18 protein-coding genes are annotated in these 18,782 nt (G+C 68.6%); 12 read left to right on the top strand and 6 right to left on the bottom strand.

Going from position 1 to position 18,782, the window contains the following annotated elements; translation table 11 throughout:
* Nucleotides 1–198: 198 nt before the first annotated feature.
* The 3 genes from VD972_RS26415 to VD972_RS26405 all read left to right on the top strand — a co-directional run bounded on the left by VD972_RS26415 (nucleotide 199) and on the right by VD972_RS26405 (nucleotide 2,618).
* Nucleotides 199–873: a hypothetical protein gene (locus VD972_RS26415; protein WP_324991510.1), complete on the top strand. Its 675-nt coding sequence runs from the start codon at nucleotides 199–201 to the stop codon at nucleotides 871–873.
* Between the two features lie 65 nt (nucleotides 874–938).
* Nucleotides 939–1,616: an MXAN_6652 family MXYO-CTERM-anchored protein gene (locus VD972_RS26410; RefSeq protein ID WP_324991509.1), complete on the top strand. Its 678-nt coding sequence runs from the start codon at nucleotides 939–941 to the stop codon at nucleotides 1,614–1,616.
* Nucleotides 1,617–1,751: 135 nt separating this feature from the next.
* On the top strand, nucleotides 1,752–2,618 hold the full coding sequence (locus VD972_RS26405) for an endonuclease/exonuclease/phosphatase family protein (protein WP_324991508.1): 867 nt from the start codon (nucleotides 1,752–1,754) through the stop codon (nucleotides 2,616–2,618).
* An 18-nt stretch (nucleotides 2,619–2,636) separates the two neighbouring features.
* Here the strand turns inward: VD972_RS26405 and VD972_RS26400 are convergent, their stop codons facing one another.
* Nucleotides 2,637–2,918 (bottom strand): TMEM165/GDT1 family protein, encoded by a 282-nt coding sequence (locus tag VD972_RS26400; protein WP_324991507.1) that lies wholly within the window; start codon nucleotides 2,916–2,918, stop codon nucleotides 2,637–2,639.
* A 129-nt stretch (nucleotides 2,919–3,047) separates the two neighbouring features.
* On the opposite strand from VD972_RS26400, the gene VD972_RS26395 reads away from it, so the two are divergent.
* On the top strand, nucleotides 3,048–3,731 hold the full coding sequence (locus VD972_RS26395) for a YdcF family protein (RefSeq protein ID WP_324991506.1): 684 nt from the start codon (nucleotides 3,048–3,050) through the stop codon (nucleotides 3,729–3,731).
* Here VD972_RS26395 and VD972_RS26390 read toward each other — a convergent pair.
* Both VD972_RS26390 and VD972_RS26385 read right to left on the bottom strand, forming a co-directional pair.
* A complete protein-coding gene (locus tag VD972_RS26390; protein ID WP_324991505.1) occupies nucleotides 3,715–5,208 on the bottom strand; it encodes a Do family serine endopeptidase in 1,494 nt (497 codons plus the stop codon). The genes VD972_RS26395 and VD972_RS26390 overlap by 17 nt on opposite strands.
* A 111-nt stretch (nucleotides 5,209–5,319) precedes the next feature.
* Nucleotides 5,320–5,823 carry a MarR family transcriptional regulator gene (locus tag VD972_RS26385; RefSeq protein WP_324991504.1) on the bottom strand — a complete coding sequence of 168 codons (504 nt, stop codon included), beginning with the start codon at nucleotides 5,821–5,823 and terminating at the stop codon, nucleotides 5,320–5,322.
* A 99-nt stretch (nucleotides 5,824–5,922) separates the two neighbouring features.
* Between VD972_RS26385 and modA the strand changes: the two genes are divergently transcribed.
* From modA to VD972_RS26345, 8 genes are all read left to right on the top strand, one after another.
* Entirely contained in the window at nucleotides 5,923–6,678 is a 756-nt protein-coding gene (gene modA, locus VD972_RS26380) for a molybdate ABC transporter substrate-binding protein (protein ID WP_324991503.1), read from the top strand.
* The gene (gene modB / locus VD972_RS26375; RefSeq protein ID WP_324991511.1) at nucleotides 6,678–7,352 is read left to right on the top strand and encodes a molybdate ABC transporter permease subunit; all 675 of its coding nucleotides are present in this window, start codon (nucleotides 6,678–6,680) and stop codon (nucleotides 7,350–7,352) included. The genes modA and modB overlap by 1 nt, the downstream gene beginning before the upstream one ends.
* Nucleotides 7,349–8,410, top strand: a complete 1,062-nt coding sequence (modC, locus tag VD972_RS26370) for a molybdenum ABC transporter ATP-binding protein (protein ID WP_324991502.1) — start codon at nucleotides 7,349–7,351, stop codon at nucleotides 8,408–8,410. The genes modB and modC overlap by 4 nt, the downstream gene beginning before the upstream one ends.
* A gap of 212 nt (nucleotides 8,411–8,622) precedes the next feature.
* Complete coding sequence (locus VD972_RS26365) at nucleotides 8,623–9,702, top strand: type III polyketide synthase (RefSeq protein WP_324991501.1); 1,080 nt, start codon at nucleotides 8,623–8,625, stop codon at nucleotides 9,700–9,702.
* A 45-nt stretch (nucleotides 9,703–9,747) separates the two neighbouring features.
* Nucleotides 9,748–10,014, top strand: coding sequence for an acyl carrier protein (locus VD972_RS26360; protein WP_324991500.1), 267 nt, complete (start codon nucleotides 9,748–9,750; stop codon nucleotides 10,012–10,014).
* Nucleotides 10,011–11,768 (top strand): fatty acyl-AMP ligase, encoded by a 1,758-nt coding sequence (locus tag VD972_RS26355; RefSeq protein ID WP_324991499.1) that lies wholly within the window; start codon nucleotides 10,011–10,013, stop codon nucleotides 11,766–11,768. Before VD972_RS26360 ends, VD972_RS26355 begins: the two co-directional genes overlap by 4 nt.
* 104 nt (nucleotides 11,769–11,872) lie before the next feature.
* Nucleotides 11,873–12,145 (top strand): hypothetical protein, encoded by a 273-nt coding sequence (locus tag VD972_RS26350; RefSeq protein WP_324991498.1) that lies wholly within the window; start codon nucleotides 11,873–11,875, stop codon nucleotides 12,143–12,145.
* A gap of 208 nt (nucleotides 12,146–12,353) precedes the next feature.
* Nucleotides 12,354–14,270: an ATP-binding protein gene (locus VD972_RS26345; protein ID WP_324991497.1), complete on the top strand. Its 1,917-nt coding sequence runs from the start codon at nucleotides 12,354–12,356 to the stop codon at nucleotides 14,268–14,270.
* 16 nt (nucleotides 14,271–14,286) lie between these two features.
* Here VD972_RS26345 and VD972_RS26340 read toward each other — a convergent pair whose 3' ends face one another.
* The 3 genes from VD972_RS26340 to VD972_RS26330 all read right to left on the bottom strand — a co-directional run bounded on the left by VD972_RS26340 (nucleotide 14,287) and on the right by VD972_RS26330 (nucleotide 18,684).
* On the bottom strand, nucleotides 14,287–17,151 hold the full coding sequence (locus VD972_RS26340) for a polysaccharide deacetylase family protein (RefSeq protein WP_324991496.1): 2,865 nt from the start codon (nucleotides 17,149–17,151) through the stop codon (nucleotides 14,287–14,289).
* A 129-nt stretch (nucleotides 17,152–17,280) separates the two neighbouring features.
* Nucleotides 17,281–17,859 (bottom strand): Uma2 family endonuclease, encoded by a 579-nt coding sequence (locus tag VD972_RS26335; protein ID WP_324991495.1) that lies wholly within the window; start codon nucleotides 17,857–17,859, stop codon nucleotides 17,281–17,283.
* 87 nt (nucleotides 17,860–17,946) lie between these two features.
* Nucleotides 17,947–18,684, bottom strand: a complete 738-nt coding sequence (locus tag VD972_RS26330; RefSeq protein ID WP_324991494.1) for an SDR family oxidoreductase — start codon at nucleotides 18,682–18,684, stop codon at nucleotides 17,947–17,949.
* Nucleotides 18,685–18,782 lie beyond the last annotated feature (98 nt).

Here is an 18,782-nt window from a genome sequence, read left to right as displayed (position 1 = left end):
AGAAGCCGCTGTAAGCCCTGGGAAGGACAGGAGCCCCAGCGCGCCAGGCCCGCCGCTCGCAAGGGACTGCGCTTCGCAAACTTTGCACTCCGCAAACTTTGCGAGGTGTGTTGCGGGTAGGTATGACACGTCAGGTATGTGCGCACCCAAGGTGGTTCCGACATGCGCGCACGTCCCCGTGAGCCCGGAGGAGTCCCCATGCTGCGCCTTGTGACGGAAGGTCTCTATGTCCTGGAGGTGCCGTTCCGCACGGCGGGGCTGGAGCTGGGAGGGCGGATGACGGTGATCCGCCTGCCCGGGGGAGGCCTGTGGATCCACTCGCCAGTGCGGCTGGACGCGGCGACGCGCGCGGCGGTGGAGGCGCTGGGGCCCGTGCGCTTCCTGGTGGCGCCCAACCTGATGCACCACCTCTCCTTGAAGGACTGGGCGGCGGCGTACCCGGAGGCCCGTGTGGTGGCGCTGGCGGGCCTGAGACGTAAACAGCCCCAGCTGCGCATTGACGTGGAGCTGGGGGACGCGCCGGACGCGGGCTACAGCGAGGTGATCATGCAGCAGCGGATGGGCGGCATTCCCCGCGTGGAGGAGCTCGTCTTCCTGCACCGTCCGAGTTGCACCCTGCTGCTGACGGATCTGGCGTTCCACATCCGCGACTCACCCTCCTGGTTGACGCGGACGTACCTGCGGCTGTGCGGCACGTACGGGAAGCTCGCGCCGACGCTGCTACTGAAGTCCCTGGTTAAGGATCGGGCGGCGCTGCGCAGTTCGCTGGAAGGAGTGCTGAGCTGGGACTTCGAGCGCGTGGTGGTGTGCCACGGAGAGGTGCTCGAGCGCGGAGGGAAGGAGGCGCTCCGAAGCGGATTCGCGTGGCTCTAACGCGCCGTGGCAAGTCTGGGTTAAGAAGCGGACTCTCTCTCTCTCTCTCTTCTCTTGGAGGTTGCATGCGGGTGCAGAGTCTCTCTCTTGGCATTGCCGGTGTGGTGGCTGCGTTCTTCTTGTCGTCCACGGTCCACGCGATGAGCGGTGGACAGACGAACCATTCTGGGAAAGGGGCCCAGACGTGCACGTCCGCGTGCCATGGCCGCAGCCCCAGCGCGGCCATCCCGACGGTGACGCTGACCGGTCCCGACACCCTGGCAGCGGGCGCCACGGGGAACTACACGCTCACCATCAGTGGTGGCGCGGCCGTCAAGGGCGGCATGAACGTCGCGGTGAGCAACAACGGTGGCACGCTCGGAATCGTGGCGGGCGACCTGAAGCTCGCCGGCGGGGAGCTGACTCACACGGCGGCCAAGGTGTTCACTGGCACCGAGGTCCAGTTCGAGTTCACGCTGAAGGCCCCTAGCGCGGCTGGCACCACCACCCTCTTTGCCAGCGGCAACTCGACCAACGGCAACGGCAACGAGGATGGGGACCGCTCCGTCTCCATCACCAAGCAGGTGCAGATCACCGGTGGCACCGGCAACCCGGACGCAGGCACTGGTAACCCGGATGCGGGTACCGGCGAGCCGGGTGATGGCGAGGAGGACGATGGTGGCTGCTCCGCCGCGGGAGGCGCGCCCCTGATTGCCCTGCTGGCCCTGCTTGCCGCCGCGGGTCTGCGCCGCCGCTCCGTGTAACGCGCCGCCGGGGTCTGGCTGTTGCCGCCATGCTCCAGGGGCCCCCCTGGGTTCGTCCGCCTGCCCGGCGGACGGGCTCAGGGCGGGGGGAGGACAGCGCTCCGAGGCACGTCTAGCATCGCGCCCCTTCAAGCCATGCGCCTCCTCCCTCTTCTCTCCGCGTTCTCGTTGACTGCTGCGCTCGCGTGCGCCACCTCCTCGGGCACGAGCTCACGCCTCACCCGGGTGGAGCAGGACGCGTCCGCCCCTCGTGAAGCCGGCGAGCTGCGCGTGATGACCTTCAACATCCAGTCCGGCCTTCGCGGGCTCGATGGAGTGGCCGAGGTCATCCGCTCCGCTCACCCCGACATCGTCGCGCTGCAGGAGGTGGACCGGGGCAGCCGGCGCGCGGGGGGGCTGGACCAGACGGCGGTGCTCGCCCAGCAGACCGGCCTTCCGTACCACGCCCACTTCCGCACCACCGATCTGTACGGTGGCGCCTACGGCATCGCGCTGCTGTCGCGCTTCCCGCTGGAGGCGCTGGCCCAGTATCCGCTGCCCGTGCCGCGAGGCGCGGAGCCTCGGACGGTGGCCCACGCGTTGATGCAGGTGGCCGGGCGCGAGGTGAGTGTCTACGTCACCCACCTCATCCGGCGGCCCTTCAACGGCGATGCCCGCATGCGCCAGAGCGCGCTCATCGCCGGACTGCTCGACAGGGATCCGCGGCCCAAGCTCCTCATGGGAGACCTCAACGACGATCCAGACTCCCGCACGGTGCGCCTGCTCCGGCGTGATCTCACGGACGTCGTGGCCGCCAGCGGCCAGGGCTCCAGGGGCACGTACCCGCTGCCGCTCCCATTCTCGCCCACCCTGCGCATCGACTACGTGCTCGCCTGTGATGCCTTCGTGCCCCTGCGGAGCGAGGTGCTGCATGTGGGAGCCTCGGACCACTACCCCGTCGTCGCGGACGTGCGGCTGAAGGAGGCTCCCATGCCGGAGGTGGTGTCGGAAGCAGCGCCCTGAGCGCCGCGGAGCAAGGGCTCAGGCCGAGGGACGGGAGGACCAGAGCACCCAGGCGCCGATGAGGACGAAGGCCACTCCCGCCAGGCGCTTGAGCAGCGTGGGAGAGATCACCCGCGCCAAGGCCTCGCCCACCAGCACCGCGATGGCCGAGGTGGCGACCAGCGCCGCCGCCGAGCCGATGAAGACCGACCAGCGGGACTGCCCGCTCGCGGCGAACGTGAGGGTGGCCAGCTGCGTCTTGTCACCGAGCTCGGCCAGAAAGACTGCCACGAACGTGGTGCCGATGAGCTTGAGATCCATGGCCGTGCCTTCTACCGCTGGTCCTCGCGCCCGTCACGACACGCGCGGTGACAGTCGGGGGCGGTGACTGGAGTTCAAATGCCGGGCAGGGACTCGCAGCCGTGAAGGGGTTGGCCTACCCTGGGCCCGATGTGGCTCTCCGCGCTCTGGACACGTCCTGGCTCCCTCCGGCGACTCCTCATCGCCCTCGTGGGCGTGCTGACGTGCGGCGTGTTCGGGCTGGCGTGGCGCGTGGATCGCTTCGGGCAGCGCGAGCGGTCCCAGTCGGCCGACGCGCTGGTGGTGCTGGGGGCGCGCGTGCTACCGGGAGGGGTTCCCTCGGGAGCGCTGCAGGCGCGGGTGGAGAAGGCGGTGGAGCTGTATCAGCGCGGTATCGCACCTCGGCTTCTCTTCTCCGGCGGGGTCGGCGTGAATCCGCCCTCCGAAGCCCAGGTCATGCGCACGCTGGCGGTTCAGCTCGGTGTTCCAGCCGAGGCGTGCATCCTAGAGGAGCAGAGCCACTCCACCGAGCAGAACGCCCGCTACAGCGCCGCGCTGCTGCGCTCGCTGAGCGCCCGGCGTGTGGTGGTGGTGTCCGATCCGTACCACCTGCTGCGCGCGCGCCAGTACTTCCGGCTCCAGGGCTTCGAGGTGGCCACCAGCCCCGCGCTCCTCACCGAGCGCAACCTCGAGCCGGTGGAGCGCTTCTACTGGACCGTGCGCGAGGCCATCGCCCTGCTCCTGCACCCAAGGGTGTTGCTTGCCCGCCCGCCCGCGGCGTTGGCAGGCGGGGCCGAGCCCCAGGAGCCAGATGCGGCTACTCGGGGATCGTGAGCGCGCGCAGCCCTCGCGCGTCTTGAAACTGGACGCGCAGGAGCACCGCACTCCCGGCCCTTGCGTCCCGCAGGAGCCGGACCAGGTCCGCGGCGCTGCGCACCGGCCTGCCTGCCGCCTCCACCACTACCATCCCAGGCATCAGCCCGGCGCGCTCGGCCACGGAGCCCGGCACGACCTGGGTGATGAGCGCTCCCTGAGGCAGCCCCCTCCGCTCCAGCTGGGAGCTCACGTCTGACAGGCCGATGCCTATCCGCTGCTGCGGCTCCTCCGCAGATGGAGGGCCTCGTCGCGAGGCGATGCCCTCGAGATCGGGCCGCGTCCCGAGCGTCACCTTCCGCTCCAGCTTCTGGCCATTGCGGTAGAGCGTGAGCGTCACCTCCGTCCCAGGGCGCATCAGCGCGACCGCACGCGTGAGCGCGCCGGAGGAGGTGATGGGCTTGTCGTTCAGGGCCACGAGGGTGTCATCCAGCTCCAGCCCGGCCCGCGCGGAGGGCGAGCCCGCCTCGACGCTCACCACGACGGCTCCCTCGCGCACCGGCAGCCTCATCGCCTCAGCGAGCGTGGGCGTCAGGTCCTGCACACCCACCCCGAGCCAGCCGCGCGTCACGGCGCCCTCCTTCTCGAGCTGGGGCAGCAACGCGGTGACCAGGTTGCTCGGCACCGCGAACCCGATGCCCGTGCCCCCACCCACGATGGCGGTGTTGATGCCGATCACCTCGCCCTTCATGTTGAAGAGCGGGCCGCCGGAGTTGCCCGGGTTGATGGCCGCGTCCGTCTGCAGGAAGTCGTCATAAGGACCCGCCTGGATGTTGCGCGCCTTGGCCGAGAGGATGCCCACACTGACGCTGGAGGCCAGGCCAAACGGGTTGCCGACGGCCAGCACCCAGTCCCCCACGCGCATCGCGTCCGAGTCTCCCAGCCGCACCACCGGCAGATCCTTCACCTCCTTGCCCTGGAGCTTGAGCACCGCCACGTCCGTGAGCGGGTCCGAGCCCAGCACCTCGGCCTCGAGCTGGCGGCCGTCCGTGAGGTTCACGCTGATCTGGACGGCGCCCTCCACCACGTGGTTGTTGGTGAGCACGACGCCCGAGGGATCGATGATGAAGCCCGAGCCGACGCCCTGGCGCAGCGGATCCTGTGGCCCCGGGCCCGGGTCCCGCCAGGGCCAGGGGATGCCTTCACCGAAGGGATCTTCCGGCATGGGCAGCCCCCGGGAGCCCCGGCCCCGCGCGCGGACTTCCACGTTGACGACGGCCGACCGCACCGACTCCGCCAAGGGCGCCATGGAAGCAAGGGGCTCAGCTGAGAGCTGCGGCGCCGCCGTCACCGGCTCCCTGTCGGTCTCCGGAGCAGCGGGAGCTGTCCCTGGCGCTCCCTCGGGAGGCGAGGCGGGCGGCCCCTTGTCGCACCCTGCCAGCCCCAGCACCCCCACCACCAGCAGCCCCAGAAGCCTGGATGCATGTGTCGTCTTCATTGCTCTTCTCCCCGAGATGTTGCGGGCGCCCTGTTCGATAAAACAAGGGACACGCCATGCAAGGTGGCTCGAGGTGGGAGCGGTGGAGCGAAGGAAGGAGCGGGTGGTGGCTCAGGCCGACCTGACGCGGGCGGGAGGCACCCCGTCCGGGGAAGAGGGCTCCAGCCGGCGGACGAGCTTCTCCAGGATGCGGAAGAGGGCCTTGCGATCGCCCCCATCCAGCATGCCGAGCATCTGGCCCATCGCCTCATGCAGGAGGCGGTCGAGCCGCTGGTAGGTCTTCTGCCCCGGCTCTGTGAGGCGGCAGCGGACGACGCGGCGGTCCAGGGTGATGCGCTCGCGCTGGACGTGGCCCTCGCGCTCGAGGCGATCCACGACCCCTGTCACCGTCTTCTCCGTCACCCCCAGCCGCCGTGCCAGCTCTCCCATGGTGAGCATGCCGTCCTGTCCCAACCACAGCAGTGCGTGGATCTGGGGAGGGGTGCACTGGAGCGCTTCGCAGATGCCAGCGATGGGGTCACGGAGCGAGCGGCGCCGGCCCAGCGCGTACAGCAGCTGCTGCAGCCGAGCGGACTCACCTGCGAGATCTTCCTCATTAGGGATATTCCGTGACACGGAATTTCCTTTATCGGGCGTCCTGGTGCGGGTCAATGGATTCTCCGGGAGACGATGGGCGCTTGACTGCGCACCTCGCTCCGGAAGAGGAACGGTCCCATGCGCACAGCGTTGCTTGCTCTCCTGCTTGCTTCATCCCTCTCCGCTCATGCCGGCGAGCGTGTCCTGGTGTTCGCCGCGGCGAGCGCCACGGATGCGCTCCAGGAGCTGGGCCGCGCCTTCACGAAGGAGCAGGGCCACACGGTGGAGTTCGCCTTCGGCGCCTCCAGTGACCTGGCGCGTCAGGCCGAGGCGGGGGCTCCCGCGGATGTCTTCCTCTCCGCCGACGTGGCGAAGCTGGAGCGGGTGGAGAAGGCGGGCCTCGTTCAACTGGGCACACGGGTGGAGCTGCTCGCCAACCGGCTGGTGGTGGTGGTGCCGGTGGGCTCGAAGCGGAAGGTGGCCTCCGCGGCGGAGCTGGGCGGGATGAAGCGGCTGGCGATTGCGGATCCTGCGGCGGTGCCCGCGGGCATCTATGCGAAGGCCTGGCTGGAGAAGGCGGGGCTCTGGGAGCAGCTGGAGCCCCGCGTGGTGCCCACGCTGGATGTGCGCGCGGCGCTCGCCGCGGTCGAGGCCGGCCGGGTGGACGCCGGCGTGGTGTATGCCACGGATGCGGCGCTGTCGAAGCGTGTGCGTGTGGTGCTCACCGTGCCGGAGGCGGAGGGGCCTCGCATCGTCTATCCCGTGGCGGCGCTGTCCAAGGGCAAGGCCCCCGAGGCGGGCAGCGCTTTCGTGCGCTTCCTGCAAGGAGACGCCGCGAAGCGCACCTTCGAGCGGTACGGCTTCCTCTTCCTGCCGGGGAAATCCCAGCCGTGATGGACGGCGAGCTGTCCCTCGTTCTGTTCTCCTTGGCGGTGGCGGCGCTCGCCACGGCCCTCATTCTGCCGGTGGGGGTCGCCGTGGCCTATGGGCTGGCTCGCTGGCAGGGAGCAGGCAAGGGCCTCGTCGAGACGCTGCTCTCTCTCCCGATGGTGCTCCCGCCCACGGCGGTGGGGCTGGTGCTGTTGGAGCTGCTCGCGATGAACAGCCCGCTGGGGCAGGCGCTGGATGGGCTCGGCATCGAGGTGGTCTTCACCCCCAAGGCCGTGGTGCTGGCGAGCGCCATCATGGCCTTCCCTCTGCTGGTGCGCTCGGCGCGCTCGGGCTTCGAGGAGGTGGATCCACGGCTGGTGGCGGTGGCACGCACGCTGGGGGACTCGCGGGCTCGGGCCTTCTTCCGGGTGACGCTGCCGCTGGCCTGGCGAGGCGTGCTCACCGGGGCGCTGCTCGCCTTCTCTCGCGCCCTGGGGGAGTTCGGCGCCACGGTGCTGGTGGCTGGCAACATCCCCGGGAGGACCCAGACCCTTGCGCTCGCCATCTTCCACCGCACCCAGCTCGGGCAGGATGCGGAGGCGCTCCGGCTTGCGGGCATTGCTACCCTGATCGCCTTCGCCGCCATCTATGCGACGGAGATCCTCGCTCGCCGCCGCGGAGCCCGGGCACGCGCATGATCGAGCTCTCTCTGAGACTGCCGCTGGCCCGCTTCCCGCTCGAGGTAGAGGCGCGCTTCAGCTCCGCGGCGGTGGCCGTGATGGGCCGCTCTGGCTCCGGGAAGACCTCGCTGCTGGAGTCGCTGGCCGGGCTGCGCCGCGAGGCCCGGGGCCGGCTCGTGGTGGGAGAGCGTGTGCTGCTGGACTCGGCCGCGGGCGTGGAGGTGCCGCCCGAGGCGCGGCGCATGGGCTACGTGCCGCAGGACTCGCTCCTCTTTCCCCACCTCACCGCGCGGGAGAATGTCCGCTTCGGCGTGCGCAAGGGCCGCCCCTCCCGTGTGGACGAGGCCGTGGCCTTGCTGGAGCTGGAGCCCTTGCTGCATCGCTACCCGGCCACGCTCTCCGGTGGCGAGCGTCAGCGCGTGGCGCTGGCGAGGGCGCTGGCGACGGATCCCGCGCTGCTGCTGTTGGACGAGCCGCTGGCCGCGCTGGATGTGGCCCTCAAGGAGCGCGTGCTGCCGTACCTGCTGCGCATCCGGGACGAGGCGCGCGTGCCGCTGCTCTACGTCACCCACCAGCTCGGCGAGGCGCGGGTGCTGGCGCAGGAGGCCCTGCTGCTCGAGCAGGGACGCGTGCGCGCGGTGGGGCCAGCGGACGCAGTGCTCGGCGGGGCGACGCGCGGCGTGCTGGGGATGGAAGGAGAGGAGAACATCCTGGAGGGGAGCCTGGAGCGGCCGGCGGAGGGCGGGCTGAGGCTGCGCGTGACGGAGGGGCTCTCCCTCTGGGTGCCGGACGCGGTGGACCTGAGCGTGGGAGCGCGCGCGGCCTATGCAGTGCTCGCCGAGGACATCCTCCTGTCCGTGGGGCCGCTCACCGGCGTCTCCGCGCGCAACGTGCTCGAGGGCACGGTGAAGCGGATCGAGGAGGCGGGTGTTGGGGATCGGATCATCCTCGTCGAGGTGGCAGGGGTGCCGTTCGCGGTGCGAGTGACGGAGGGAGCCGTGCGGGAGCTGCACATGGCGCCAGGCTCCCGCATGTTTCTCGCGGTGAAGACGTCCGCGTGCCGCCGGCTGCGCTGAGGCGGCGAGTGCCCTCCTGCGGCGCACCCGGGAAGGTGGAGTCCGGGGGGCGGCACTCTACCTTCCGGGAGCCCGGCTGTCGGGTTCATGAAACTTCGGGACCGATGGCTCGCCAGGAGAGGCCGTGTGTCATGCTCATGACTGCGAGCGCGCTCTCTTGGGTCGCTTCCGGTGCGATCCTCGGTTAAGGGTCAGTCTTCCGCGGGAGCTTCATGCACAGCGCATCCTCTCTGGACCCGTCTCCTCTTGTTCGTGCAGTGGGTCGCGCCCTCCCGCCTCACTACGCGAGTCAGGAGCAGCTCATCGGCGCCTTCCGAGAGCTATGGTCCAAGAAGCACTTCAACCTGGAGCGGCTGGAGGATCTTCATCGCGCGGTGAATGTGTCCGGGCGCTTCCTCTCCCTGCCCATCGACGAGTACCACCCGCTCGTCTCCTTCCAGCAGCGCAATGATGCGTGGATCCACGCCGCGGTGGAGCTGGGCGAGAAGGTGGTGCGCCAGGCGCTGGACAAGGCAGGGCTCACTCCGCGGGACGTGGACCACGTCTTCTTCGTGACAGTGACGGGACTGGCCGTGCCAAGCATCGAGGCCCGCCTGGCCAACCGGCTGAGGTTTCGCGAGGACCTGCGGCGCACGCCCCTCTTCGGCCTGGGGTGCGTGGCCGGCGCGGCGGGGGTGGCGCGCGCGGTGGACTACCTGAGGGCGTGGCCGCGGCACACGGCGCTCGTGCTCTCCGTGGAGCTGTGCTCGCTGACGCTCCAGCGCGAGGATCTGTCCATCCCCAACATCATCGCCTCGGGCCTCTTCGGAGATGGCGCCGCGTGCGTGGTGCTGCAGGGCGCCGAGGCGAAGGCGCAGGGTCCCCGCGTGGTGGCGTCCCGCGCCGTGTTCTACCCGGACACCGAGCGCATCATGGGCTGGGACATCGTGGACACGGGCTTCAAAGTCGTGCTGTCCGCCAAGGTGCCCCAGCTGGTCCGCGAGAACGTCCGCGCCAACGTGGACACGTTCCTCGCCGAGCAGGGGCTGAAGCGCACGGACATCCGGCACTGGGTGGCCCACACCGGTGGCCCCAAGGTGCTGGAGGCCTTCGCGGAGAGCCTCGAGCTGCCGCGAGAGGCCCTGGCGCGCTCGTGGGCCTCGCTCAGAGAGGTGGGCAACCTCTCCTCGGCCTCGGTGCTCTTCGTGCTCGGCGAGACGATGGAGTCCCAGGAGCCGCGGCCGGGCGACTGGGGAATCATGATGGCGATGGGGCCCGGCTTCTGCGCGGAGCTGGTGCTGCTGCGCTGGTGAGCATGAGAGTGGGGGACACTCCCTGCGCTCTCTCGGAGGTGTGGCATGGCGGAGCTGGAGCGCGACGTGGTGGCGGAGGTCCGCCGCATCCTGGGTGAGGAGCTGGACTGGAAGGGCGCCGTGGAGCCCTCGCATGACCTGCTCAAGGATCTGCAGCTCGACAGCCTGGGGCTGACGGTGCTGGCGGTGGGGCTGGAGAACCGCTTCCGGGTGAAGCTGTCCGAGGAGGACGCGGCGGGCGTCACCACCGTGGCGGATCTGGCGAGGCTCGTCTCGAGGCGCGTCGCGGAGACGCCGGAGGAGCGGCGATGAAGGGGCCCCTGCTGCCGCCCGTGAAGCACGCCACCGTCACGGAGATGCTCGCGGCCACGGCGCGCACGGAGCTCGGGCTGACCTTCGTGGAGGCCTCCGAGCGCGAGACGGTGCTGCCGTGGGCCGAGGTCCATCGCCGCGCCCAGCGCACCGCCGCGGGGCTGCAGCGCCTGGGCGTGAGCGAGGGAGATCGCGTGGCCATCCTCCTGCCCACGTCCCCGGCCTTCATGGATGCCTTCTTCGGCGCGCTGCTGGCTGGGGCGGTGCCCGTGCCGCTCTACCCGCCGGTGCGGCTGGGGCGGCTGGAGGAGTACCACCGCTCCACGGCGCGGATGCTGGAGGTGACAGGCGCGGCGGTGGTGCTCACGGACTTGAAGGTGAAGCTGCTGCTGGGGGCCGCGGTGGAGGCGGCGCGGCCGAGGCTTGGCTGCCGGACGGTGGACGAGGTGTCCCGGGGAGAGGACGCGCTGGCGGTGAGCGTCCGGCCGGAGGCGCTGGGCCTCATCCAGTTCTCCTCGGGCTCGACGGTAGATCCCAAGCCGGTGGCGCTCACGCACGCGGCGTTGATGGCACAGGTGGCCGCGCTGGAGGCCGCCAGCCCGCTGCCTCCGGGCACGCCACCCGTGGGCGTGTCCTGGCTGCCGCTGTACCACGACATGGGGCTCATCGGCTGTCTGCTGTCGGCGCTGTACTACCCGGGCAACATGGTGCTGCTGCCTCCCGAGGTGTTCCTCGCGCGGCCAGCGCTGTGGCTGCGGGCCCTCTCGCGCCACAAGGGCTTCATCTCTCCCGCGCCGAACTTCGCCTATGGCCTGTGCCTCAAGCGCGTGAAGGACGAGGAGCTGCGGGGCGTGGATCTCTCGAGCTGGAAGCATGCGCTCAACGGCGCTGAGCCCGTCTCCCTGGAGACGCTGCGCCGCTTCGTTGATCGCTTCGAGCGGTACGGCTTCTCCCCGAGCGCGCTCCGCCCGGTGTACGGGCTGTCCGAGGCGTCGCTGGCTGTCACCTTCCCGCCAGGGGGCCGCGGCCCGCGCTCGCTGCAGGTGGACATGGACGTGCTGGCTCGGGAGGGGCGGGTGGTGGAGGGCTCATGGCCGCTTGTGTCCGTGGGGAGCCCGGTGGCGGGCGTCGAGGTGGAGCTGCGCGATGGGCTGGGGCACGCGCTGCCCGAGCGGCGGGTGGGGCGTGTCTTCGCGCGGGGACCCTCGGTGATGGCGGGGTACTACGGCGATGCCGAGGCCACCGCGCGCACGCTGGGCCCGGACGGGTGGCTGGACACGGGAGACCTGGGCTTCGTGGCGGAGGGAGAGCTGTACCTCACGGGCCGCGCGAAGGACCTGGTCATCATCCGTGGCGCCAACCACGCGCCGCAGTCCTTCGAGGACTGTCTGCAAGGTGTGGAGGGCGTGCGCGTGGGCTGCGCGGTGGCGCTCGGCTTCACCCCTGAGGGGAGCGAGGGCGAGGCACTGCTCATCCTCGCCGAGCGCGTGGGCCCAGAGGCGGACGACGCGGCGGTGGAGGATCGGGTGCGTGCGGCGGTGGTGGCGGGCACGGGCATCCGCCCTCACATGGTGCGGATGCTGGATCCTGGGACGCTGCCACGCACCTCCAGCGGCAAGCTGCGGCGCGCGGAGGCGCTGCGGAGATACCTCTCGCGCGAGCTGAGCCCTCCGAAGAAGGTCGGCGCGGTAGGGCTGGCGGTGGAGATGGCCAAGAGCGCCCTGGCCTTCGTTCGCTCAGAACGGGGAGACTGACGCCTCGTGGTAAGCAGTTATTGCTTGATTTGCTTGTTTGGCATGAAGCAACGTATGCGCGCTCCCGGCTTCCCGTGGAGCCCAACCTTCCGCTGGAGGCGTTCATGCGTTGCTTCATCGTTGTCGCCGCGCTGCTGGGCCTGACTGCATGTGGTGGGGAGCTGCTCCCCGAGGAGAGCCAGGCTCCCGTGTCCACGGAGGAGGCCATGCCCGCACAGGTTGCGGCACCTGGCTCGGAGCAGGTGGGCGCGGAGGCGCTCTGCCTCGGGGCCCCTGTGGAGTGTTTCTGCAAGTCGTTCAAGACGGAGACGGCTTGTCGCACGGCCTCGCCCACGTGCCTCTGGTACTACGGTCGCTGCTCCCCGGCGTACGAGTAGTCCAGGTCTGGCGCGCCAGAGCGGTCCGGCTCCGGCGCGCTGCCTACTGGCGCAGCTTCGCCAGCTTGTCCTTCACCGGGCCCGCGGCAGGACCGGCGGGCAGCAGCGCCAGGTAGTGCTCGTAGGCCTTCACTGCGTCGCCGCGGCGGCCGAGCGTGACGTGCTGCCTTGGATGTGCTGAAACATGCCTTCCACATAGGGGCTAAGCATGAGCGTCAAGCGCATTCACGACCATCGGAACCTCGTCCGCGAACTGCGCGAGAACAAGGTGGACGCGCTGGAGATTGTTCGCGAGGCGCTCTCGAATGCCAAAGACCATGGAGCGCGGCGGGTCTGGATCCGGACTTGGCGCCAATTGACCCCGGAGAAGCCAAGCATCCTCTTCGCTGACGACGGTGAGGGGATGGACGATGAGCGGCTCGGTGCTTTCTGGGGCATTGGGGCTTCGCGCAAGGCCGCAGCCAGTCAAGCCATTGGTTATAAGGGGCACGGCACGAAGCTCTTCTTCGCAAGCGAACGGCTTACGGTGGTCACGCGGTGCCAGGGCCAATCGGCTTGGCGTGTCTGCACCGTTCTGCGTCCTTCTGAGCTCGAAGCAGAAGCTGAGATTCCTATTTATCCGCTCGATCCGGCCGACCCGAAGAGCAGGGAACTCGAGAGCATGGGCTTTCTGAAAATGGAAAGTGGGACCGCGATCTGGGTGGAGCAGGTGCTCTTCGGAGACGCGGACATGCTGCTGCGGCGCCGTCGTCTTGAGTCGTACATCGACTGGTTTACGGTTGTTGGAGACCTCAGGAGTGGGCTGTTCGAGACACGCCTCTCCTTCCACGAGGCTGTCGATCAGAACCGCACCGAAGGGCTGGGTACCCAGGAGGTGAATCTACGGCCGCTCCGCGTAGACCTCAGAGTCAATGGTGATTCCAACTATTCGCCCCTCTATGAACGCGACAAGGAGTTGCTGGCCAGCTGGGGGAAGGACTTGCAGCAGTACGCGCAGCGCCCCGAGATGAAGGCATTCGGGCATCGCTTTGCCGACGTCAACGAGAGTTCCGGTGCTAATAAGCGCGGCGCGCGCGACGACCTTACGGCCCTACGCCTTACGACGCCCAATGACTGGATGCTTGAGGATGGCTACGGGATCATCGCGCGGGTCGAAGGGAATCGGCGCCAACGTGAGATCTATGTCGAGGCTCGCTGGCAGAACCACCAGGGACTCTATGGCTTCGAGGAGCGATTCGGACTCTGGCTGTGCCGCGACTACATTCCCATTGTTCGCAAGAACGAACTCCTAGAGAAGGCGCTGGAGCAAGCTTCCTCAGATGGGCTTGGCTATGACCTTGGAAACTTGCGGAACTGGCAGGTCTTCGTGAATCACCAGCGGTTCCTGCCGACCGCGAACCGCGGTGACATCTCGAACTTCGCCGAGCATGAACCAAAGCTTCTTAACCATCTGGTGGAGTGGCTGCGCGAGAAGTTGAAGGAGGAGTCCTTCCGGGATTGGATCGATCGTCTCCGCTCGGCGCGCCATGCAGGGCTTCGTGATCGGGAAGTCCAGCAGATGGATCACCGCCGTGAGGATGTGCGAGCTTGGCTCGACAAGCCCAAGAAACGGGACGTGCTTGATCCATCCGACGTCTCGGGCTTGCCGACGCTGGAACCGGACGAGTCTATTCCGATGAAGGCGCCTCGTTCCGAGCAGGAACTCTTCTATCTCTACGGACTGCTGTCGGGTCGCCATCGGATGCCGCTGCACATTCTCGAGTACAACGCGAAAATCGGAGTCGACGCGATAGCGAGCGTTGCCCCCGATGCACAGCAGATGATCGTCCCGAAAACGGCGCTTGCACGCGTCGAGTTCAAGTTTGAGGTCTCGGCAGGCAACTCACTGGACCACTTCTTCAAGGCCATTGATGCTGTTGTCTGCTGGAGGGTCAGCAAGCCGGGCAGGATCTTTGAACAGACCGCTGGTGAGACGACAGGATTGCTACAGAAGCGGAAGAAGTTCGTCCTTACTCCTCCACTCGATACTTATGAAATCGAGTACGAGGAAGACGACAAGAAGCGGATCATTCCGGTCCTTGAGGTGTCCGTATTGTTTCCAGCACTGCGAACGAAGAAGCACTGATCCCGGGGTTTGCTGCCTACTGGCGCAGCTTCGCCAGCTTGTCCTTCACCGGGCCCGCGGCAGGGCCGGCGGGTAGCAGCGCCAGGTAGTGCTCGTAGGCCTTCACTGCGTCGCCGCGGCGGCCGAGCTTGTCGTAGGCATCGCCCAGGTTCAGGTAGGCCACGGCCCGCCCTGCATCCAGGCTGAGCGTCTTCTCCAGCCACTTCGCTGACTCGGCGTACTCGCCCAGCTTGAAGTGGACGAAGCCCACGTTGTTCGCCGCCTGCGCGTCCGAAGGGTCCAGCGTGGCGGCGGTCCTGAACTCGGCGATGGCCTCCGCGTACTTCTTCTCCCGGTAGAGCGCCATGCCGCGATCGCTGTGCCTGCGGGCCAGCTCCGCGGGCGACGGACTCGGCGCCGCGGCCACGGCCGTCCCCGCATCGCCCAGGTTCGCGAGCTGCCCCCGCGCCTCTTCCAACTGCTTCGCCAGGGTCTGGTTGCGCTGCGTCTTCTCGGCGATCTGCTGGCGCACCTTCTCCAGCTCGGCGTTGAGGCGGATGGCCTCCGTCTCGAGCTGCTCGGAGGACTCGCTGAGGAACTCGCCGTCGTGGTGGTTCAGCTCGAGGATGAACTCGCCGCCCTCGCTGCCGGGCATGTTCCCGAAGGCCGGCGTCTGCCGTGAGAGCGAGGACACCGTGGGCCCCACGTACGCGAACAGCTCGGAGGCGGTGATGTAGCCGTCCGAGTTGAGGTCCGCCTTGCCCTCCAGCCCCTGCAGCAGCGTCCAGGTGAAGATGGAGTGGCCGCCAGGGCCCTGATCGGCCACCTGCTCGTCCGCCCCGCCTGCCGTGAGCACCTGCCGTGAGCTCCGCCGCGTCACCTCCTGGAGGTACTTGCGCAGATCTCCCGGCGGAGGCCCGCCGCGCGTGAGCGCCAGACCGCTGTAGCAGGCGTCCATGATGAAGAGGGCGTGCTTGGCGGGGATGGCCTCGCTGATGTCCTGGAAGTTGGTCATCGAGATGGCCTGGCTCTGGTAGTTCGTCGTGTCCGCGTCCACGGGGACGATGTAGCCGAGGCTCCGGCCGTTCGGCAGCTTGCGGGTGACGCCGTGGCCCGCGAAGAAGACGAAGACGCGATCGTCCCGCTTCACCTTGGCCGAGTCCGAGAGCACGTCCCCCAGCATCGAGAGGATGCGCTCGCGCGTGGCCTCGCCGTCGAGCAGCACCTGGATGTTCTCCGGCTTGAAGCGGAACTTGTTCACCAGCAGCTCGCGCACACCCTTCGCGTCGTTCACCGCGTACGAGAGCTTCGGCCACTTCTGGTAGTCGTTGATGCCGATCACCACCGCCCAGCTCTCGCGGTAGAGGTCCGCAGGCGCGGGTGTGGACGCAGGGGCGGGCTCGGCGGCCACCGCGGTGCCTCCGTCCTTCGGATCGCTCCCGGTCACCGAGCTCCCATCCCAGAGCACGAACTGGTAGCCGCGGGACTGCAGCGTCTCCAGGATGAGCGGGAGCGCCTCCACCGTCTGGCTGTGCACGTCGTGCAGGAGGATGACGCCGCGCCCCTGCTTCTCCACCTCCTGCACCACGCGGTTGGCGATGGACTTGGGGATGGGATCGCTCCAGTCCAGCGAGTCCACGTTCCACAGGAAGGCCTTGAGGCCGCGCGCGGTGAGCTCCGTCTGCACGCGCGCGTTGAAGGCGCCGTAGGGAGGGCGGAAGAGCCGGATGGGCGTGCCGGACACGGACTCGATGATGAGCTTGGAGTTGTCGATCTCCTGGCGCAGCCGCTCCTCGCTCAGCTTCGGCAGGAAGGCGTGCGTCAGCGAGTGGTTGGCCAGCACGTGGCCGGACTGGATGATCTTCTCGGTGGAGCCGGCTGCCGAGGTGCGCTTGAGCGTGCCCACGCCTCCGTCCGTGCTGGAGAGCTTGGGCGGGACGGCGATGTTCTGCCCCACCTCGAAGAAGATGGACTTCACCTTGTACTTCTCGAGGGTGGCGAGAATGGCGGCGGTGTGGCGCGGGTGCGGCCCATCATCGAAGGTGAGCACCAGCGTCTTCGCCGGGAGCGACTGCCCGGTGAGCATGAAGGGGTGCTCCTTGCGAGGCCCCTTGCCACGCATGCCCCCGCCGAGCGACTGGAGCGAGTCCTCGAAGTCCTTGAGGATGGACTCGCGGGTGAAGAGGCCCTTGAGGAAGGCGAGGTAGGATTCCCAGGCCTCGCGCTGCACCGTCATGCCGCGCGTCTCGAAGCGCCCGAAGATCTGCTCCAGCTCCTTCTCGTAGAGCGCCTGGATCTCCTGGAGCGCCTTCTGGTCCTCCTCGAGGCGGGTGAGCAGCGGGGTCTTCCACGCGGGTGAGTGCGGGAGCGACTCAATGGCGGCGCGGACATCCGCCACGGTGTCCTTGAAGGCCAGCTTGTCTCCGTCCCGCAGCTGGGGCGACGTCTCCAGCCAGTCGAGGAACGCGGTGATGGTGGGAGGCGCGGACCCGCTGTTCGCCGCGGCGGTGAGGTCTTCGCCGAGCTGCTCGGCGAGCTGCTCCAGCGCGTGGCGGTTCTGCTCGAAGATCATCCGGCCCACGATGGTGGTCCGCTCACGCGTCTCTTCATCGAGCGCGGCCTGATCCGCGGCCAGGACGATGTTCTTCCGGTAGCGAGTGATGATGTCCGCAAGCTCCTGGGCCAGCGTGTCCGGTGCGGCGGGAGCGGGTGCCGCGGCAGGCTGGGCCCCAGGGCTGGGCGCGGGAGGAGGCGTAGAGGCGGTGGGAGACGCCGCGGGCGGCGGGGGAGCCGAGGGGGGATTGGACGCCGTGCCCTTGCAGGAGGTGAGGAGGCCGACGGCGGCGAGCGTGAGCAGGCTCGCCCCGAGGCGCGGGATGCGAGCGGAGAGGGATGTGTGCATGTGCGGAGGGGAACTCCACCGCGAAGAATGCCGGGTGGAGCCAGGGGTGCCAAGTCGCACCAAGTGGGACTGAGACACACAGAGTGAGGCCCGCATCCTTATATATGCGGGAGCGGGCTCGACGGTGGGTCAGGGCGCTCGGGTGGGGGGCCAGAGCTCGCCGAGCTTCAGTTCGATGGCATCGAAGGGGGCGGCGCGGATGACCTCGTCCTCGCCATACACGCCCATCTCCATCCAGCGGCCATTGCTCAGCTCGCTCACCGTGAGCGTCCGCGCCTCCATGTCGATGAACCAGAGGTGGTGGATTCCGATGCGCGCATAGAAGGGGCGCTTGATGCGCTGGTCGTAGGCACGCGTGGTGGGGGAGAGGATCTCGCAGGCCCAATCAGGGGCGATGGTCCATCGCTCGGGCCAAGCTGGCACGCGTTCGCGGCGCCACCCTGCGAGGTCAGGAATGAACTCAGGAGAGCCCTCGAGCTGGATGCCTGGCTCCGTTTCGATCCACCAGCCACCCGGTCCACCCCGGCCCACTTGGAAAGGGCCATCGAGTCCACCAAAGAGTCTGCCCTCTACGAGGCCATGTCCCGCCCGTGGCCGTGCATGAGTATAGAGCGTGCCCTCGATGATCTCCCCTACGACAGCCTCGGGTAGGGCCTCCAGGTCAGCGAGGGAAGGGGGACTTTGCAGCTTTCGTGCGCCGTAACCCATGGGGTAAGTCTGGAGATAAGGCGGGCCCCTGGCAAGCGAGCCCCAAGTAGGAGGCTAGTTCCTCAGGCTGCTCCAGTGCCGCGGCGGCTACAGCTTCAGCCGCTTGAAGATGCCCTCGGGGATAGAGCGGATGATGAGCATGATGAGGGCCCATCTGGCGGGGACGTAGACCTCGTTCTTGCGCCTATCCGCCGCGCGCAGGATGCCGCGCGCCACCTGCTCCGGTGAGGCGAAGAGGCTGGTCTTCTTCAGGTGCGCCGTCATCGGCGTGTCCACGAAGCCGGGCTTCACCGTCACCACGGCCACTCCGGAGCGAGCCAGCCGGTTGCGCAGTCCCTGGAGGAAGACGTTCAGCGCGCCCTTCGAGGTACCGTACACGTAGTTGCTCTGCCGGCCGCGATCACCCGCCACCGAGGAGATGACCACCAGCGTGCCGGCCTTCTGCGCCTCGAAGCGGTTGGCGAGCGCCGTCAGCAGCGAGGCCGCGCTCAAGAAGTTGGTGCGCAGCACCTTCTCCGTCTCAGCCCAGGAGCGCTCGCACACCTTCTGGTCCCCGAGCACGCCATGGGCGATGAGCGCCCCGTCCAGGCCCCCGAGTGCCTGCGCGGCTTGATCCACCAGCACCTCGTGCGCGGCGAAGTCGTCCAGATCGACTGCCTTCTGCTCCACCTTCGAGGCCCCCCGGGTGGCCGCATCCTTGGCCACCGCGTCGAGGTTCGTGGCGTTGCGACCTACCAGGTAGAGCGCGGCCCCTCGGGCAGCGAGCATCCGCACCGTGGCCTGAGCGATGGCGCTCGTGGCGCCGAGGACGAGGACCTTCTTCATGGTGGAGCGCACCATAATACCTGGCCAGTGCAGACGACGATTTGTTCACGCCGCTCAGGGCAGGAGGCGTGGGAGTGACGGCGTCGAGATCACCCGGC

The sequence above is a fragment of the Hyalangium sp. genome (genome assembly GCF_035629615.1).
In the GTDB taxonomy this organism is placed as follows: Bacteria; Myxococcota; Myxococcia; order Myxococcales; family Myxococcaceae; genus Hyalangium.
This window is presented reverse-complemented; position numbering and strand designations above follow the sequence as displayed.

What these genes read in the sequence shown, in the direction of transcription:
- VD972_RS26415 (WP_324991510.1), top strand. Translation starts at nt 199, where the DNA reads ATGCTGCGCCTTGTGACGGAAGGTCTCTATGTCCTGGAGGTGCCGTTC.
- VD972_RS26410 (WP_324991509.1), top strand. Translation starts at nt 939, where the DNA reads ATGCGGGTGCAGAGTCTCTCTCTTGGCATTGCCGGTGTGGTGGCTGCG.
- VD972_RS26405 (WP_324991508.1), top strand. Translation starts at nt 1,752, where the DNA reads ATGCGCCTCCTCCCTCTTCTCTCCGCGTTCTCGTTGACTGCTGCGCTC.
- VD972_RS26400 (WP_324991507.1), bottom strand. Translation starts at nt 2,918, where the DNA reads ATGGATCTCAAGCTCATCGGCACCACGTTCGTGGCAGTCTTTCTGGCC.
- VD972_RS26395 (WP_324991506.1), top strand. Translation starts at nt 3,048, where the DNA reads ATGTGGCTCTCCGCGCTCTGGACACGTCCTGGCTCCCTCCGGCGACTC.
- VD972_RS26390 (WP_324991505.1), bottom strand. Translation starts at nt 5,208, where the DNA reads ATGAAGACGACACATGCATCCAGGCTTCTGGGGCTGCTGGTGGTGGGG.
- modA (WP_324991503.1), top strand. Translation starts at nt 5,923, where the DNA reads ATGCGCACAGCGTTGCTTGCTCTCCTGCTTGCTTCATCCCTCTCCGCT.
- modB (WP_324991511.1), top strand. Translation starts at nt 6,678, where the DNA reads ATGGACGGCGAGCTGTCCCTCGTTCTGTTCTCCTTGGCGGTGGCGGCG.
- modC (WP_324991502.1), top strand. Translation starts at nt 7,349, where the DNA reads ATGATCGAGCTCTCTCTGAGACTGCCGCTGGCCCGCTTCCCGCTCGAG.
- VD972_RS26365 (WP_324991501.1), top strand. Translation starts at nt 8,623, where the DNA reads ATGCACAGCGCATCCTCTCTGGACCCGTCTCCTCTTGTTCGTGCAGTG.
- VD972_RS26360 (WP_324991500.1), top strand. Translation starts at nt 9,748, where the DNA reads ATGGCGGAGCTGGAGCGCGACGTGGTGGCGGAGGTCCGCCGCATCCTG.
- VD972_RS26355 (WP_324991499.1), top strand. Translation starts at nt 10,011, where the DNA reads ATGAAGGGGCCCCTGCTGCCGCCCGTGAAGCACGCCACCGTCACGGAG.
- VD972_RS26350 (WP_324991498.1), top strand. Translation starts at nt 11,873, where the DNA reads ATGCGTTGCTTCATCGTTGTCGCCGCGCTGCTGGGCCTGACTGCATGT.
- VD972_RS26345 (WP_324991497.1), top strand. Translation starts at nt 12,354, where the DNA reads ATGAGCGTCAAGCGCATTCACGACCATCGGAACCTCGTCCGCGAACTG.
- VD972_RS26340 (WP_324991496.1), bottom strand. Translation starts at nt 17,151, where the DNA reads ATGCACACATCCCTCTCCGCTCGCATCCCGCGCCTCGGGGCGAGCCTG.
- VD972_RS26335 (WP_324991495.1), bottom strand. Translation starts at nt 17,859, where the DNA reads ATGGGTTACGGCGCACGAAAGCTGCAAAGTCCCCCTTCCCTCGCTGAC.
- VD972_RS26330 (WP_324991494.1), bottom strand. Translation starts at nt 18,684, where the DNA reads ATGAAGAAGGTCCTCGTCCTCGGCGCCACGAGCGCCATCGCTCAGGCC.